Annotated in this window: 10 protein-coding genes and 1 pseudogene; 6 read left to right on the plus strand and 5 right to left on the minus strand. The window is 59.5% G+C overall.

The window, feature by feature from the left end:
• Positions 1-22 precede the first annotated feature (22 nt).
• Complete coding sequence (locus AC1AWD_RS05295) at positions 23-1,027, plus strand: lipid II:glycine glycyltransferase FemX (RefSeq protein ID WP_476564292.1); 1,005 nt, start codon at positions 23-25, stop codon at positions 1,025-1,027.
• Positions 1,028-1,272: 245 nt separating this feature from the next.
• On the opposite strand, the gene smc is transcribed toward AC1AWD_RS05295, so the two are convergent.
• Both smc and AC1AWD_RS05305 read right to left on the minus strand, forming a co-directional pair.
• Positions 1,273-4,833: a chromosome segregation protein SMC gene (gene smc, locus AC1AWD_RS05300; RefSeq protein ID WP_476564294.1), complete on the minus strand. Its 3,561-nt coding sequence runs from the start codon at positions 4,831-4,833 to the stop codon at positions 1,273-1,275.
• Positions 4,834-4,841: 8 nt separating this feature from the next.
• Positions 4,842-6,257 (minus strand): annotated as a pseudogene (locus AC1AWD_RS05305) (bifunctional folylpolyglutamate synthase/dihydrofolate synthase); the annotation flags it as partial.
• Positions 6,258-6,556: 299 nt separating this feature from the next.
• Here AC1AWD_RS05305 and AC1AWD_RS05310 point away from each other — a divergent pair.
• The 5 genes from AC1AWD_RS05310 (at position 6,557) to AC1AWD_RS05330 (ending at position 11,497) form a co-directional block, all read left to right on the plus strand.
• Positions 6,557-6,769 (plus strand): FeoA family protein, encoded by a 213-nt coding sequence (locus AC1AWD_RS05310; protein WP_476564296.1) that lies wholly within the window; start codon positions 6,557-6,559, stop codon positions 6,767-6,769.
• A 105-nt stretch (positions 6,770-6,874) separates the two neighbouring features.
• On the plus strand, positions 6,875-8,893 hold the full coding sequence (gene feoB, locus AC1AWD_RS05315) for a ferrous iron transporter B (RefSeq protein WP_476564298.1): 2,019 nt from the start codon (positions 6,875-6,877) through the stop codon (positions 8,891-8,893).
• Complete coding sequence (locus tag AC1AWD_RS05320; protein WP_476564299.1) at positions 8,890-9,282, plus strand: hypothetical protein; 393 nt, start codon at positions 8,890-8,892, stop codon at positions 9,280-9,282. Before feoB ends, AC1AWD_RS05320 begins: the two co-directional genes overlap by 4 nt.
• Positions 9,283-9,314: 32 nt before the next feature.
• Positions 9,315-10,904, plus strand: a complete 1,590-nt coding sequence (locus AC1AWD_RS05325) for an aminopeptidase P family protein (protein ID WP_476564301.1) — start codon at positions 9,315-9,317, stop codon at positions 10,902-10,904.
• A 71-nt stretch (positions 10,905-10,975) separates the two neighbouring features.
• On the plus strand, positions 10,976-11,497 hold the full coding sequence (locus AC1AWD_RS05330) for an NUDIX hydrolase (RefSeq protein WP_476564303.1): 522 nt from the start codon (positions 10,976-10,978) through the stop codon (positions 11,495-11,497).
• A 167-nt stretch (positions 11,498-11,664) separates the two neighbouring features.
• Here AC1AWD_RS05330 and AC1AWD_RS05335 read toward each other — a convergent pair whose 3' ends face one another.
• The 3 genes from AC1AWD_RS05335 to AC1AWD_RS05345 all read right to left on the minus strand — a co-directional run bounded on the left by AC1AWD_RS05335 (position 11,665) and on the right by AC1AWD_RS05345 (position 16,810).
• Positions 11,665-13,671, minus strand: a complete 2,007-nt coding sequence (locus AC1AWD_RS05335; protein WP_476564305.1) for a glycoside hydrolase family 20 zincin-like fold domain-containing protein — start codon at positions 13,669-13,671, stop codon at positions 11,665-11,667.
• Between the two features lie 244 nt (positions 13,672-13,915).
• Positions 13,916-15,640: a dipeptide ABC transporter ATP-binding protein gene (locus tag AC1AWD_RS05340; protein ID WP_476564307.1), complete on the minus strand. Its 1,725-nt coding sequence runs from the start codon at positions 15,638-15,640 to the stop codon at positions 13,916-13,918.
• 3 nt (positions 15,641-15,643) lie between these two features.
• Complete coding sequence (locus AC1AWD_RS05345; protein ID WP_476564309.1) at positions 15,644-16,810, minus strand: ABC transporter permease; 1,167 nt, start codon at positions 16,808-16,810, stop codon at positions 15,644-15,646.
• Between the last annotated feature and the right edge of the window lie 2 nt (positions 16,811-16,812).

Here is a 16,812-nt window from a genome sequence, read left to right on the forward strand (position 1 = left end):
ACGTAGAAGCGAGGAGACCAGCATGATTACCATTGAACAGACTGATTTTACGAATTTTGAACAGGTTGCCCAGGAGCTTGGCGTCGTTCTGCCGATTGAGCAGACTCAAGTTTGGTCGGCGTTCCAAGCCGATATCGAAGGCCGTACTCCGTGGCAGTGTCTGCTGGTTAAACGCGACGGGAATACCGTGGCGCTGCTGTCGTTGATCGATTTCGCCACGCACGGCTACCACTATCTGCGTTCCATGCATGGCCCGGTATGGGTGGACGGCAAACCGAGCGAAGCCGAAGAGCGTGAAGTCGTCGCCGCGATTGTGGCATATGCACGCGGAGCCGATAAGAACGTCGCCTTCCTGCGTTTGGACACGTGGTATGAGGCCGGCACGTTCCCGGTATTGTCGACGATTCCATACAACGAAACCGTCATCGTCGACCTGACCGGTGGCGATGAGCAGATCCTCGCCCGTATGAAGAAGCGCGGCCGCCGCGATGTACGTAAATCGTTGCGTGAAAGTCCAGCCGAATGCGCAGATGAGACCGAAATCGCCGTACGCGATTTTTCGCCCTTCTATGAGGTGATGGTTGAAACCGCGCAGCGTGACGGTTTCGCGCCCGCTCCGATGAGCGATTACACCGACATGATCGAAGCGCTTGGTCCGGAACATTGCCGCGTATTCGCCGCTCGTATCGACGGGCGTGTGGTCGCTTGGTCGATCGTCACCGTCAACGGCGTCCACGCCGTCTACTACTATGCGTCCATGCGTACGGAAGTCATGCGTCAGCAGGTTCCCGACAAGCTGCTGTACACCATCTGCTGCACGCTGGGCAAACGCGGTTGCACGCAGATTGATTTGATGGGCATCGGCAATGATTTCGCCCCATCGCTTTCTTCATTGAATACGTTCAAGACGAAGTTCGCCGAAGAAACGGTACAGGTCGCTCCGGCGCGCGATGTTCCCGTGAAGAAGACGTTTTATGCGATGCTGCGCACGTTGCAGTCGGTGCGCCGTAAGCTGCGCAAGCGTTGATCGCATTGATCGCGCGATTGCGCGCCCGTTTTGGGCGCGATATGATTGACAGTGTCCCTTTGTACCGTTTTGCATGAAGGGCTTGTGCGCAAGCACCCGCTGAGAATGCCTTTTGCGGGTGTTTGTGCATAAGCCCTTCGTTTGTTGATGATACTTTTGGACGGTATAAAGGATTCGCGAAGGCGGCGTTCAAGAGAAGATCTTTGAACGCCGCCGATTGTTGTGCGGATGTTTGCCACATGCGATTACGCCACACGATCCAATCGTTGACTGACCACGGCGGTGATGCCGTCGGCGCGCATCGTCACGCCGTACAAGGCGTCGGCGATGCTCATGGTGCGCTGCTGGTGCGTGATGACGATCAGCTGCGCCTGGTCGCGCAGATCATTCAAAGCGGTCAGCAGTCGTGTCAGATTCACATCGTCCAAGGCCGCTTCCACTTCGTCCAACACGTAGAACGGACTGGGTCGCGCAGCGAAGATGGCGAACAGCAGGGCCAATGCGGTCAGTGAGCGTTCACCGCCTGACAGCAGGCTCAGTCGGCGCACCTTCGTACCAGCCGGGTTCGCCTCCACCAGCACGCCGGAGGTCAACGGATCGGCCGGATTCTCCAAGCGCAGACGTCCCTTGCCGCCGGGGAACAGTGTGGCGAACATCTTTTCAAACGCTTCGGCGACATCATCAAACGCCGCCTGGAAGGTTTCTGTCATCTGCTCATCCAATTGGCCGATCAGGCGCATCAGATCGTCACGACTCTTGGCGACATCGTCACGCTGCTCCCTCAGATACCGGTCGCGCGCCTCCAAGGCTTCGAATTCCTCGACGGCCAAAGGATTGACCTTGCCTAGCCTGTCAAGGTCACGCTTCGCCTGATTCAGACGGGCAACCTGCTCCTGACGCACATACACCGTCGGCTGAGCATCATCATCCGCCGTCGTGATCGGCGTCACCGGCTGATCGGGACCATATTCGGCCACCAATGCTTCAAGATCGCAGGACATCCGCTCCGCAACCTGTTCGGCCAAACGATCGAGGTCGGCGGTCACGCGTTCGCGTTCCACAGCCAATTCATGCTCGTTCAAACGCAGCCGTTCCACGTGCGGTTCAACGGCGTCACGCCGCTCACGCAGTGTCTTCAATTCCGTATCATGCCCAGCGGATTCCTTATGCAACAGGTCGCGGCGCGCAATCACCCGATCGATGCTCTGCTGCATCACCGCCGCCACTTCAACGGCATCCTGCACGACAAGCTGCGCATATGCTGCCTTATTGCGACGGTCCTTGTTCTGCTGTTCCAACCGTTCACGACGATTCGCCGCACGAAACGCCTTATCAGCAAGCGCATTCGCAGCCTTTTGCGACGCCTCGGCCTTATGCGAGGCATCATTCAAAGCGATTCGTGCAGCGATCTCATCCTCACGTGCACGCTCCAGCGTCTGTTCCAACTCGCGCTGTCGCAACGTCAGACCATCAATATCGTCCTCATCATGCTGCGACTGCTGCAACGCATCACAAGCAATCCGCAATTCTTCCAGACGCTGCGCATGAGACCGCACATCTTCCTGCGAATGTGCGAAATCGACATCAATCGCAGCGATTTTGCGCCTGCAATCCGCAAAACGCATATCCGCGTCCTGCAAGGAATCTTCCAATTGACGAATGCGCAGACGATTTTCCGAACGCTTCGTCTGTTCCGCTTCGACCTGGGCGCGCGCGTCGGAGACAGCCTGCTCAGCGGCTTGAGACTGCGCCTGCATGTCATGCAGCGAAGTTTCAAGCGTTTCGGCCTCATGCAACGCGCGATCACGACGGGCGGCCAGCGACAGATCGCTTTGCGCGGCGGCGCCACCATATGCGGCGATGCCTGCCGCAAACACTTCGCCGTTGCGTGTGATGGCGCGATGCCAGCCGTGTCCGACAGCCTGTGCCGCCTCTTGCGGCGTTGCAACTGCTGCGACATCGGCAAGCAGCAGGCGTACGGCTTTCACAACGGATGCAGCCAACGCTTGGTCGACGCCATCCTTGGAATGAATCAGCGCGGCGGCACAGCCACTGGCGACATTGCCGATCTCGCCACCGGTGATTGCGCCGTCGGCAGCGTCGCCATGTGCAGGCGTCAACACCGCGACTCTGCCGGAGCCGGATCGGCCGACCTGCTGCATAGCGCGCAGCAGATCACCGCCGTCCGGCACGACCAGTGCGCCGGCGTACCCGTCCAAAGCGCGGGCGATGGCCTCCTCCCAGCCCTCTTCGATATGGATGTAGTCGGCAAGACGGCCCAACACGTCGATTCCGGCGTTCGTATCCAACGCACCGGCGCCGCCGCGGCCTGCCAACGTGTCGGCAATCGCATCGGCCTTGGACTGCAACGCGATAATACGGCTTTCCATCTGCCGGCATTGCGCCGTCAGCTTCTGCGCTGCCAACTGGCGTTCTTCCAACGTTTTTCGAGCGTTTTCAAACGCTGCGCCGTCATCGTCGGTAAGGGCCTGCCGCTGCACGACCAGTGCTTCGCGTCGGACTTTCAGCTCATCCATTTGACGCGTCAACTCGTCGTGCTGCGTCTGCAGATCATGCGAACGCGCCTGAGCGATCTGCCGTGCGGATTCCTCACGTGTCATCAATTCACGCAGATTCGCAGTACGATCGTCGCGCTGCTTCGCCAACTGCTGCAATTCCTGCATGCTGCGGCGCACCTGAGCCAGACGTTGTTCGATTTCAGCGCGCTTCGCAGAGACCTGTTGGGACGCTGTTTTGGCAGCTTCAACCTTCGCGCAATCGTTTTCGGCGGCGCACGACGCCTCCTCGGCCTGCTTCGCGATTACCGCCGGATCCTCGCCGAAATCAGTGACGATTTGCGAAGCGAACATGGCGGAACGTTCCTTCGCCAGCTCGGCCAGCGAACGCAGCCTCTCCTGAATGCGTGACAATTCCTGCAGCATGCGGTTCGCCTGCGCGATTTTCGGACTGGCCTTCGTGCTCGCCTCTTCCAAACGTTCGATGCTGAGACGTACATCGGCCAATTCACGCTGATGATGCTGCAATTGGGCGCGCACTTCGGCGATTTCGTTGTTGACGCGTTCGCGGTTCTTCATGGCGTTCTGTGCGTCATCTGCCCAGATGCGAGCCTGCGCGTCACGAATGGTCAGTCGTATCGTTTCAGCACGCTTCCACACGCGCGCCTGCCGGCCGAGCGGCCCCATCTGGCGTTGCAGTTCGCGCAGCATGTCGTCGGCACGGTTCAGATTCGCTTCCGTACTGGTGAGCTTGCGCAATGCGCGTTCCTTGCGACGGCGATGCTTCAAAATGCCGGCAGCCTCTTCGATGAACGCGCGATGCCCGCTTGGATCGGCCTGCAGAATGGCGTCCAACCGACCTTGGCCGACGATGACATGCATCTGCTGGCCGAGACCTGTGTCACTAAGCAGCTCTTGAATGTCAAGCAGTCGGCAGGGCGTGCCGTTAATGGCGTATTCGGAGCCGCCATTGCGGAAGATGGTGCGGGAAATCGTCACTTCCGTGTAGTCGATGTCGAGCGTGCGGTCGCTGTTGTCGATGGTCAGAGACACCTGCGCGCGGCCCAGCGGGGCACGGCCCGGCGCGCCGGAGAAGATCACATCCTCCATGGAAGTGCCGCGCAGGTTTTTCGCGCCCTGCTCGCCCATGACCCAGGCCAGCGCGTCGACGATATTCGACTTTCCGGAGCCGTTCGGGCCGACAACCGCCGTGATGCCCGGCTCGAATCGCAACGTCGTTGCGGATGCGAACGATTTGAAACCGCGTAGGGTGAGTTCTTTTAAGTACATATGTCTTACACGCGCTCCGACTTCGGCTTGGCCAAATCAGGGTTGATGCGTTCCTTGAGCATGGTGCGGGCGTCACCGGCCGTGACGAAACTGCCGCAGATAAGCACACCATGACCGTATCCGACGCCCAATTCGTCTTCGGAGTCCACCATGTTGACGGCTTCCTGAATGGCGTCCGGCAGTTCGGGAATGCAGGTGACGCGGTCGGGGCCGAACACGCTCTCGGCGATCTTCTTCAGGTCCTCGGCGGGCATGACGCGTTCACGCCACGAATTTTCCGTGACGATCACGTGGCTCAGCAACGGTTCAAGCACGCCCAGATACTCTTCGACCTGCTTGTCCCCCATCATGGCGACGACGCCGACGAGCTGCTGGAAGTCGTAGTTCTCCTCGATGGCCGCGCGCAGCGCTTCGGCGGCGTTCGCATTATGGCCGCCGTCGAGAATGATGGTCGGCGACGTGCGGATCTGCTCGATGCGGCCCGGCACCTTCACGCCGGACAGGGCTTCGGCCACGACGTCGCCGTCAAGCGGGCCGTTGACGGGGATGACGGCTTCGCATGCGGCGAGCGCGGCGAGCGCGTTATGCGCCTGATGCCGGCCGAATTTCGCGACCGGCACTTCCGTATACGTACCGTTCGGCGTGCGCAGGGTGACGACCTGACCGCCGACGGCGGGAACGCGGGAGATGACTTCGGATTCGTAGCCGTCGCGGATGAGGGTCGCATGATTGGCCCGCGCTGCCTGTTCGATGATGGGCATCACGGCCTCCTCATGGGGCTGCGGGCCGATGACGGCGGTGCAGTTCGGCTTGATGATGCCGACCTTTTCCTGTGCGATCTGTTCGACGGTGCCGCCGAGCCACTGCATGTGATCCATGTCGATCGGTCCGATGATGGCGGCGTCCGCGTTAAGCACGTTCGTGGCGTCCCATGCGCCGCCCATACCGACTTCGACGACGGCCACGTCGACGGGCGCGTCGGCGAATTTCCAGATGGCCATGGCTGTGAGCACTTCGAAGAAGCTCATCTTCGGTTTGCCGAGCTCTTCCATTTTCGCGTCGACCAGATCGACCAGATCCTTGACCTGATCCCATGCGTCGATGAAGTCATCGTCAGACAACGACTGGCCGTCGATGGCGATGCGCTCGTTGATGTGTTCCAGATGCGGCGACGTGTACAGACCGGTGCGCATGCCGTAAGCGCGGCAGATGGCTTCGGCCATGCGGGCCGTGGATCCTTTGCCATTGGTGCCGGTCACGTGGATGACGCGGAAGGATTCCTCCGGGTGCCCCAGAACGTCCAGCATCAGGTTCATGCGGTCAAGATCCAGATTCGTGGTGTTGTGTTCCGGCGGGCGTTTCATGATGTCACGCTCGACTTCGATGATGCTGCGGCCTTCACGGTTGGGATGTTCGAATGACATACGGCTCCTCTGTATCTGCGCCACGCCTTACTGTTCTGCGCTACGGTTACGCTTAAACCTTCACCATTCTAGTGGCGTGTGCGAACTTGGGTTTCTCCGTGCGCCGAATGCAGTACGACGCGGCTATGCGCCCCGGACCGCATTCCACCATGCAGAAATTTTTTGGCTGGGGTATTGACTTTTCCCCACCGGCAATGTGCAATGAATACGAACAGGGTGTGCGGCGCCATGCGCGGATGCCGCCGCACACCTTCCACGCATGCATGATTCGTTTCCTACAGCAGGTGAAGGATGTGAATATGACGTTGGCTGACGCCGAGGAGGGGAAAGAGTACATCGTTCGTGCCATCGACAGCGATGACGACGAACTGCTCTCCTTTCTGCTCTCGCTCGGATGCTATGTGGGGCAATCCGTCACCGTGGTGTCGCGTCGCCGCAGCGGATGCGTGATCGCCGTCAAAAACGGACGATACGGCATCGACGATCAGCTGGCGGCGCTGATCCAGGTCTGACTGAGACCTCGGACCGACGGGAATCCGCCCTCATATTCCGCCATCATCTGCCGGCCCGCCGCCGCACCGGCAGCGGGAAACCTGTCATACCATCAGGGGAGCACTATGCGCATCGCATTGGCCGGTAATCCGAATTCCGGCAAAACCACCATGTATAACGCGTTGACCGGGCGCAACGAGAAAGTCGGCAACTGGTCGGGCGTCACCGTCTCCAAAAAGGAGCACGCCGTACGCAGAGCGTATCAGGGCGATGCGCAGGAACTGATTTTGGTGGATCTTCCCGGCGCCTATTCCATGTCGCCGTTCACCTCCGAGGAAAGCATCACCAGCGCATACGTCAGGTATGAGCGGCCGGACGTCATCATCAACATCGTCGACGCCACCAATCTGGACCGCGCGCTCTTCTTCACCACACAGCTGCTGGAATTGGGCATCCCACTGGTCGTGGCGCTCAACAAAAGCGACGTCAGCAGGAAACAGCGGACCATCATCGACAGGGCGGCGCTGTCCGAACGTCTCGGATGCCCCGTCGTCGAAACCGTGTCGACCACCGGCGAGGGACTGCAGGCCGCAGTGGACGCGGCGATCGCAAACGCCGGAAAATCCCAGCACGCGCCGTTCCACGAAGGCGACGTCGACCTTACCGACAAGCATGCCGTGGAGCAAAGCGACCGCAGACGTTTCGACTTCGTCAACACGCTCGTCGCGGACGTCGAACAGCGTGCGGTCCCGGCGCAGCAGCGAAACGCCAGCGACGTCATCGACGCCGTCCTGACCAACAGGCTCCTGGGTATCCCCATCTTCGCCGCCGTCATGTTCCTTGTGTTTCATATCTCCCAGGCGGAAGGCCCCCTAGGGCTTGGAAAACTGCTGGAAAGCGTCTTTACCGGCTGGATCGATCAATTCCAAGGATGGGTGGGCGATCAGCTGGAGGAAGCCTCCCCCATTCTGCGGGCCTTGTTGGTGGACGGCATCATCGGCGGTGTTTCCTCCGTAGTCGGCTTTCTGCCGCTGGTCATGGTGATGTATTTCCTCATCGCCCTGTTGGAGGACTGCGGCTATATGTCCCGCGTCTCCGTGGTGCTGGACCCCATCTTCAAGAAAGTGGGCCTGTCCGGCAAGTCGGTGATCCCCTTCGTCATCGGCACCGGCTGCGCCATTCCCGGCGTCATGGCCAGCCGCACCATCCGCAACGAGCGCGAACGCCGAGTCACCGCCATGCTGACCCCCTTCATGCCCTGCGGCGCGAAGATCCCGGTCATCGCCCTATTCGCCGGCGCGTTCTTCGACAATGCCGGCTGGGTGAGCTTTACCATGTACTTCACCGGCATTGCACTGATCTTCCTAGGCTCTCTGCTGGTCAACAGGATAGTCGGATATAAGAACCGCAAGTCCTTCTTCATCATCGAGCTGCCCGAGTATAAGGTCCCCTCCCTCTGGTTTGCGTTCAAGGCCATGTGCGCACGGGGATGGGCCTATATCGTGAAGGCCGCCACCATCATCCTGCTGTGCAACACCGCCGTGCAGATCATGCAGACGTTCACCTGGAACCTTCAGGTGGCCGAAAGCGCGGACGGCTCCATCCTGGCCTCCATCGCTCATCCCTTCGCCTATCTGCTGGTGCCCATCGTGGGCGTGCTCAGCTGGCAGATGGCGGCAGCCGCAGTCACCGGCTTCATTGCCAAAGAAAATGTGGTCGGCACCCTGGCCGTCTGCTTCGTGGGACTGGAGAATCTCATCGCCGACAACGAACTGGCCGCGGTGGACGGCGCCGGCACCCAGGTTGCCGGCGTCATCGCCATCACCAAGGCCGCGGCATTGGCGTATCTGATGTTCAACCTGTACACGCCGCCGTGTTTCGCCGCCATCGGTGCCATGAACTCCGAACTGCACAGCAAAAAATGGCTGTTCGGCGGCATCGGCCTGCAACTCGGTATCGGCTACACGGTCGGCTTCCTCGTGTATCAGATCGGCACGCTCGTCACCACGGGCGCAACCGGCCCCGGATTCGCGCCGGGTCTTATCGCTGTGCTGGCGTTCGTCGCCGTCGTCACGGGACTATGTCTGCACGCCGACAGGAACATCGCCCGCGAATACGCATTGGAGGAGGTCAAGGCGGCATGATCGACATCGTTCTCATCCTCATCATCGCCGTCATCGTGTTCGCGGCCGGCGGGTACGTCTACCGAGTCAAAAGGAACGGCGTCAAGTGCGTGGGATGCCCAATCGCCCGCACCTGCGCCGTGAAGGATGCCGTTGTACGAAAAGGCACCTCCGCCGGCAGATCCTCGTCCTGCTGCGGTGCCTCATCCGGGCGAAGCGGCGTATCGGACGGCTTCCGTAAAACCACAGCCCGCGGTTCCTCCACAACGCCTTTCATCGGGTCGGATCCGCAACTTCCAGTGACGCGCATGAGACAAAACCCGCTTATCCCGACAAAGCGAAACGATCCGTCGCGCCGGGAACGCGCAATGGACAACATGCTGGATGCGACTGAACTGCGACTAGGATAGGACCGGTACATAACCGTCAATGAGGAGTAGCGATGAGCATCACCGAAAAGGACAAGGAATACGAGGCGCTCGAAGCCGAGCAGGCTCCGGGCGAGGACCAGGCCATTGATGACCGTGTCAATAACCGTACGTTGCGCCCGACCGGGGAAACGTTTAAGGAATTCATGACCACCGGCTGGGACAATCAGGAGCCTGAAATCGAACCGCTGGAATCCAGCAAGTACACGCCGGCACGTCTGGAGGCATTGGGCCGCCGTTTCCCCGGCGAGCGCATCGTGATTCCGGCCGGCCAGCCGAAGGTGCGCAGCAACGACTGCGATTATGCGTTCCGTCCGGATACGACGTTCGCCTATTATACGGGCTTGGGCCAGGATTATGAGGCGGGGGCCGTGCTGGTGCTGAATCCGGTCGATCCGGATTCGGATGAGGCGAAGGCCGGCAAGACGCATGACGCCGTGCTGTATGTTGCGCCTCGTGCCGACAATTCCACCGAGGAATATTATACGAACGCGCATTACGGCGAGTATTGGGTGGGTGCCCGTGCAGGCCTGAAGGAGCTGGCCGCGATGACCGGCATCGAAACGCATGACATCGCGCAGCTGCCGGACGCGTTAGGCAAGGATGTCGGTACTGAAGCCGGCGCCGTGCGTGTGCGTGTGATCCGCGAGGCCGATACCGAAATCACCGCGCTGGTCGAGCAGGCCCGTGAGGCCAACGGCTATGCCGATCCGGATAAGAACGCCGCCGACGACGACAAGCTGCACGAATTCGCCGCCGAGGCCCGTATGTGCAAGGATGAGTATGAGATCGGCGAAATGCGCAAGGCCGTGGCCGCCACGAAGAAGGGCTTCGACAATATTCTGCGCAAGCTGCCAAGCGTCGTCGACCTGCCGCGTTCCGAACGCATGCTGGAGGGCGCGTTCAATGCTGTTTCCCGCGAAGAGGGCAATGAGGTCGGCTATGACACGATCATCGCGTCCGGCCCTCATGCGCCGATCCTGCATTGGATGCGTAACACCGGCGTGGTGCGCAACGGCGACCTGCTGCTGATCGACGCCGGTGTGGAAACCGACAGCCTGTATACGGCCGACATCACGCGCACGTTCCCGACGAACGGCAAGTTCACCGATTTGCAGCGCGACATCTACCAGACCGTGCTGGATGCCCAGGCCGCCGGCTTCGAGGCCGCTCAGGTGGGTGCCACCTATTCCGACATCCACCATGCGGTGATGCGTGTGCTGGCTGAGAAGCTGCATGATTGGGGCATTCTGCCGGTGAGCGTCGAGGAGTCCCTCTCCCCCGAAGGCCAGCAGCATCGTCGTTGGCATGCGTGCGGCTGCGCGCATCATCTGGGTCTTGACGTGCATGATTGCGCGCAGGCCCGCTACGACGAATATCAGGGCGCGAAGATTCGCCCGGGCATGATCTTCACGATTGAACCGGGCCTGTACTTCAAGGAGAACGATCTGCTGGTTCCGCCGGAGTTCCGCGGTATCGGCGTTCGTATCGAGGATGATGTGCTGATGACCGAGCATGGCCCGGAGTGGATTTCCATCGATATCCCGAAGACCATCGAGGATGTTGAGGCCTGGATGGCCGATATGGCTGCCCAGAAGAACTGACGGCGGTGTTGTAGGGCCGGCTGTGTGACTTCGCGCGGCCGGCCCTGTCATAACAGCAAGGAGGTATTGCCATGCCTACACCGGATTTCGTGTTGGAGCTGCGCAAGAAGATCGGCCATGATCCTTTATGGCTGATCGGCGTCACCGGCATTCTGCTTAATGGCGAAGGCCAGGTTTTGTTGGAGCGCCGTTCGGACAACGGCAAGTGGGCACTGATCTGCGGTATCAACGAACCCGGCGAACAGCCCGCCGATACGGTGATGCGCGAGGCGAAGGAAGAGACCGGATTGGATGTCATCGTCACCGATCTGGTGTCGGTCACGTCCGACGCACAACAGGTCGTGTATGCCAATGGCGATGTCACGCAGTATATGGATCATTCGTTCCTGTGCGCGTTACGGCCCGGTGGCAATCATGAACCGTTCATCGGCGACGAGGAAAGCCTTGAAGTCGGATGGTTCGATCTGGATGATCTGCCGGAGCCGATGGTGCCCAGCAGCGTCGAACGTCTCGCTTTGTTCCGTCAGTACATGGTGAATAAGGCCAATGGCGATGTGCATGCGCTGTTTCGCTGTGGCGGCAAACAATATTGATTGATGACCATTTAATATTGGTATCAGAAACGTGGGCTGGGACGACGATCTTCGCGTCTCAGCCCACTCAATTATCCGTGGCTAGTTGCGATTATAGGCGACGCTTCGCAGGCGTTCGCGTCAACCGTCGTGTTCCACGGCTTATGTGACGCGGGGCCGTGATGGCGTTACCGCAATGCGTCGGCACAGCGCCACACCGTGCTGAGGACGCGCCTCAATTCCGATTCTTCACTGACGGAACGCCATGCGGTCGCATATTGTTCGCCCCACATTTCCAATGCACGGGCCAGCTCGATATCGGTTATGCCGCCATCCGCATCATCATCCAGGCCTGTTGCCACGTCGACTTGCTGCAGCAAATGCAGGCCCGTCAGATTCAGTAATCGCTGGCCTGCGAATGCTATACGTAACGCGCGCATCATCATGGCATGTTCACCACGAGCGCCGGCCAACGCTGCACATGTCCGCCGTTCAATGCCATCCAATGCGGCGTTCGCGCTTTCGGCACGGCCGATTCGATTCGCGAACGCGATCAGATAGCGTTCCCGTGCCTGCGCCAACATATCGCTGTCACGCAGCCATGCGCGCTGCTCATCCTTCAAATTCCAAATCGAATGCAGTACATCCGTGTTCAGCATGCCGTTTCCGGCATCCAATTCCACGTATCGGACGGCGTCGTCCCACCCAAAGGACACTTCGCGCGTGGTCTTGGCCAACGCCGACAGCATCATGCCGGAGGCATCGCCGTATTCCAATGTCGAAACGGCAGCGTTCATCGCATCCGCATCATCATCGGAACTCGCAGCATTCCAAGAGCATTGCGCACCATATATCATGCCGGGCACCGCCATATGCGGATCGTTCACATGTCCGTAATCTCCCCAATCGGTGATCAGGATGCCGACAGCACCATATTGCGCGCCGTACAGCGCCATTCGGGAAATGTTATGCCAGGCGTCGTCCAGACGCGGCAGCAGCGAATTCCAGCACTGCACCGCAGGGCAGACGATTTGCCGCGCGCCGGATTGAGCGACAAGCCGCACTTTTTCCTCCGTCACCGCGGCGTCATACTGCCAGTTAAGCAACGTCACGTTCTTCGGAAGCCGTGGCAGGATCTGCGGCATCTGCACTGCGATGTCGCCCCACATCATCGGCTCGCGGCCACGCTCGGAAAGATATTCGCACAGGCGCGTCACATACTGCGCATACATCGTACCCACACCGATTTCGTCGGCGAGCGCCTTCGATGCGCCTTTGCCCAGATCAAAGGTCTCATCCGCGCAAATGTTGAACTTCTTCGTGCGGAACAATTCCAGATATTGTTCGATCAGCCGCGTCGAAAATGCGAATGCCTCATCGTCGGTGACGTTCAGCGTGTGATGCTCCATGCGTTCAACGAAGCTGTACCTGCGATCCGCGTCCTGTGGGAACTCGCTTAAGCCGCGCAGCTCCTTCGTGCGCAACGCCATATAGTGATGCCCGAATGTGGACATGGACGGCACCAATTCAATGCCGCGGGCCGCGCAGTATTCGTCGAATTCCATAATGTGCGTCGGTGTGAGAGGGCTTGTTCCACGCCATGTTTCACTCATGCCGTCGAACATGAACGTGTGCTCGATATACAGCTGCAGCTGATTGTACTTGTACAGGCACAGCCTGTCGGCCCACTCCTTCAGCCATTGCATGGTGGGCACGCGGCCGCGGGTGACGTCAAGATAGTAGCTGCGCGTCGTGTAGTCAGGAAGGTCTTCGATGTCGCCGACCGGCATTACAGGCGCGAATTGACGGATGACTTGACGCAGTGTCTGCACGCCGTTGCGTAGGCCTTCCTCATCGCCGCCTTCCACGATGATGCCGTCGGAGGCGATGCGCAGATGATAGCCTTGCGCTGCAATGGCAGCGTTGATGCGCAATGTGATGATCGCACGCCACGACCGGCCTTTGGCGATATCCCAGGCGATGCCGGTCGCCTGTTCGATGTCATCGGCCAATTGGCGGGCGTACACGTTGGTGCTATCGCCACATTCCTCATATTCAACGATTCTTCCGGCATATGGCAGCAGGAAGGTTTCGCCGGAGAAATCAGCTGATTTCGGCCGGGGAATCAGTATCGGAACGGATTCCTGTGAGCGGGCACCGGTATGTGCGACCGCCTTTTCATTTCGGTACAGCAAAGGAACCTCCTCGTCGCCCTGTAACCATGCGGCATTGCATTGTCGTTATAAGAATCCCATTATAAGAATTCCTGGATAAAACCGTATTCCGCCGAAATACAAAATCAGCGCACACCATGCGCAACGGCAATCTTTTGGACGCCGCGCACACGATATACGCTGATTGATTAGGAGAGGGAAGGGTAAGTTTGGCAAATCTCTCGCCGGTCACGTTCTTTCCCATCACATGATCGGCTGTGCGAGCTCACGCCTCGCAGGCCAGCAGCTCGTGCAGATGTTCGCGATGCAGACGCTGTTCTCGCGGATCGGGCACCGGCAACGAAGCCAGCAGCTTCTGCGTGTACGGATCGCTCGGATGCTGCATGATCTGATCGGCATCGCCATGTTCGACGATTTTGCCCTTGTGCATCACCATGATGCGGTCGGCGAGCATGTCGACGACGGCGAGATCGTGGGTGATGAACAGACAGGCGAAACCGATTTCGACCTGCAGGGTCTTGAACAGTTCCAGAACCTTGGCCTGCACGGAAACATCAAGAGCCGAAGTCGGCTCATCGGCGATCAGCAGGCTCGGCTTCAACGCCAGTGCACGGGCCAAGGAGGCACGCTGACGCTGGCCGCCGGAAAGCTCGTGCGGGAAACGGTTCATGTATGCACGAGGCAACTGCACCATTTCCAGCAGATCGCCCACATAATTGCGGGCGTCGGCGACCGAAGAATACTTCTTATGCACCAACAGCGGCTCGGCCACGTTTTCGGCGATGGTCATCAGAGGGTTGAAGGAGCTGCCCGGATCTTGGAACACGAAACCGATATCGGCGCGCTTCTGCTTGAACTGACGTTCCCTCACGCCGTTCATTTCCACGCCGAGTACGTTCAGGGAGCCGCCGGAAACCTTCTGCAGGCCTGCGATGGCGCGACCCGTGGTGGACTTGCCGGAACCGGATTCGCCCACAAGACCCAATACCTCGGAACGGCGAATCGTGAAATCGATGCCATCAACGGCCTTGAAGTCAGGCTGCATCAGGTGACCTGGATACATGATGGTCAGTCCCTTGGCTTTGACCACCACCGGCTGTTCATGCCAATCCTTCTTGCGCTCGACGACATTGCCTTCCTTATCGCGCACAATCAACTTCTGACCGATGCGCGGCACGGAGGCAAGCAGACGCTTTGTGTAATCGTCCTGCGGATTGTAGAAGACCTGTTCCACGGTGCCCTGTTCGACCACATGGCCGCGGTACATGACCACGACCTGATCGGCCAAATCGGCGACGACGCCCATGTTGTGCGTGATGATCAGCACGGAGGCGCCGAATTCGTCACGGGCCAAACGCAACAGGTCGAGGATTTCAGCCTGAACGGTCACGTCAAGCGCGGTGGTAGGTTCGTCGGCCAGAATCAGGCCGGGATTCAGCACCAACGCCATGGCGATGACGATGCGCTGCTTCTGACCGCCCGAGAACTGATGTGGATAGTAGTCGATGCGGGTTTCCGCGTCCGGAATGCCGACCTTCTTCAGAATTTCGATGGACTTGGCGCGCAGTTCCTTCTTGTCGGTGCAGCCGTGGGCGCGCAGGCCTTCCTCGATCTGCCAGCCGATCGTATAGACCGGATTCAGCACGGAATTCGGCTCCTGGAACACCATAGCCGCTTCTTCGCCGCGCATGCGACGAAGATCTTCGCCACTCAATGCCAGCACATCCATCTGGTCGGTGCCTTCACGGTTCGACAGATAGATTGCACCGGATGTGGTTGCCGTTTCCGGCAGCAGCTTGATGATGGAGCGAGCGGTCACGGACTTGCCGGAGCCGGATTCGCCGACCACGCCGACTACGGTTTTACGCGGAATGACGAAGTCGATGTTGTCGATGGCTCGAATGGAACCGGCGTCCGTCATGAACGAAACGCTCAGGCCTTTGATTTCGGCGAGATTGCCGTCTGCCACAGTAGTGTTTTCGTCGCTCATGGCTTACTGTCCCTTTCCTGCCTCGTATGCAGCATCCGCCAAATCGCCCGGCGCGTCGGTGACGACGCTGGCGAAATCATCGGCGGAAGCCTTCGGATTGCGTGAGGCCAATTCAGCCATCACCTGATTATCGCTGCTTGGCTTTTCGTTCGGATCGACGGAGGTGTCTTCGATGGATCCGACCACTTCGCCAGCAGACTTGCGGGCACGCAGACGCGGATCGGCCAAATCGTTAAGCGATTCGCCGACCAGGGTGATGCCCAACACGATCAGCACGATTGCAAGACCTGGGAAGATCGCGGTCCACCAGATGCCGGCGGTGACATCGGTGACGGAACGGTTCAGATCATAGCCCCATTCGGCGGCCGCGGTCGGTTCGATGCCGAAGCCCAGGAAACCCAGGCCTGCGAGCGTCAGAATCGCTTCGGAGGAGTTCAGCGTCAAAATAACCGGCAGGGTTCGCGTGGAATTCTTCAACAGGTGGCGGGTCATGATACGCCACGTCGAGGCGCCGACGACCTTCGCGGATTCCACATACGCGGAATTCTTGATGCGGATGACTTCGGCACGAATGGTACGGAAATACTGCGGAATGTACACAACAGTGATGGAGATGCCGGAAGCGAGGATGCCGCCCCAAAGGCTGGACTGGCCGCCGGAGATCATGATTGCCATCAGGATGGCGAGCAGCAGCGAAGGGAAGGAGTACACCGCATCGGCGATTACGACGAGGATGCGGTCGATCCATCCTCCGAAATATCCGGAGACAAGACCCAGCAGCACACCGGCGAAGATCGACAGCAGCACCGCGATGATGATGGCGATGACCGCGGTGCGTGCACCCCAGATGGTACGGCTGAACACATCATAGCCTCCGACAGTGGTACCCCAGATATGTTCTGCGCTTGGAGCGGCCTGCGCCGGGAACGCCACACCGTTATCGTCCTTCAGCTGCGCGTATCCGTATGGAGCAATCAGCGGTGCGAAGATGGCAATCAGCAAGAAGATGGCGGTGATGGACAAGCCGACGATCAGCATGGCCTTCTGCCAGCCGACTGCGATTTTCAGATCGCGGGCGACGGGAAGCTTGGAAAACCATGGCGTAGGCTTGGTGACTTTCAGATTCTTCAGGCGCTTATCGCCCGGGACGGTGACTGTGGTTTCGCTCATCG

The organism is Bifidobacterium sp. LH_512 (assembly GCF_056356435.1).

Coding starts and splice junctions, on each gene's coding strand:
- AC1AWD_RS05295 (WP_476564292.1), top strand. CDS start 23: ATGATTACCATTGAACAGACTGATTTTACGAATTTTGAACAGGTTGCC.
- smc (WP_476564294.1), bottom strand. CDS start 4,833: ATGTACTTAAAAGAACTCACCCTACGCGGTTTCAAATCGTTCGCATCC.
- AC1AWD_RS05310 (WP_476564296.1), top strand. CDS start 6,557: ATGACGTTGGCTGACGCCGAGGAGGGGAAAGAGTACATCGTTCGTGCC.
- feoB (WP_476564298.1), top strand. CDS start 6,875: ATGCGCATCGCATTGGCCGGTAATCCGAATTCCGGCAAAACCACCATG.
- AC1AWD_RS05320 (WP_476564299.1), top strand. CDS start 8,890: ATGATCGACATCGTTCTCATCCTCATCATCGCCGTCATCGTGTTCGCG.
- AC1AWD_RS05325 (WP_476564301.1), top strand. CDS start 9,315: ATGAGCATCACCGAAAAGGACAAGGAATACGAGGCGCTCGAAGCCGAG.
- AC1AWD_RS05330 (WP_476564303.1), top strand. CDS start 10,976: ATGCCTACACCGGATTTCGTGTTGGAGCTGCGCAAGAAGATCGGCCAT.
- AC1AWD_RS05340 (WP_476564307.1), bottom strand. CDS start 15,640: ATGAGCGACGAAAACACTACTGTGGCAGACGGCAATCTCGCCGAAATC.
- AC1AWD_RS05345 (WP_476564309.1), bottom strand. CDS start 16,810: ATGAGCGAAACCACAGTCACCGTCCCGGGCGATAAGCGCCTGAAGAAT.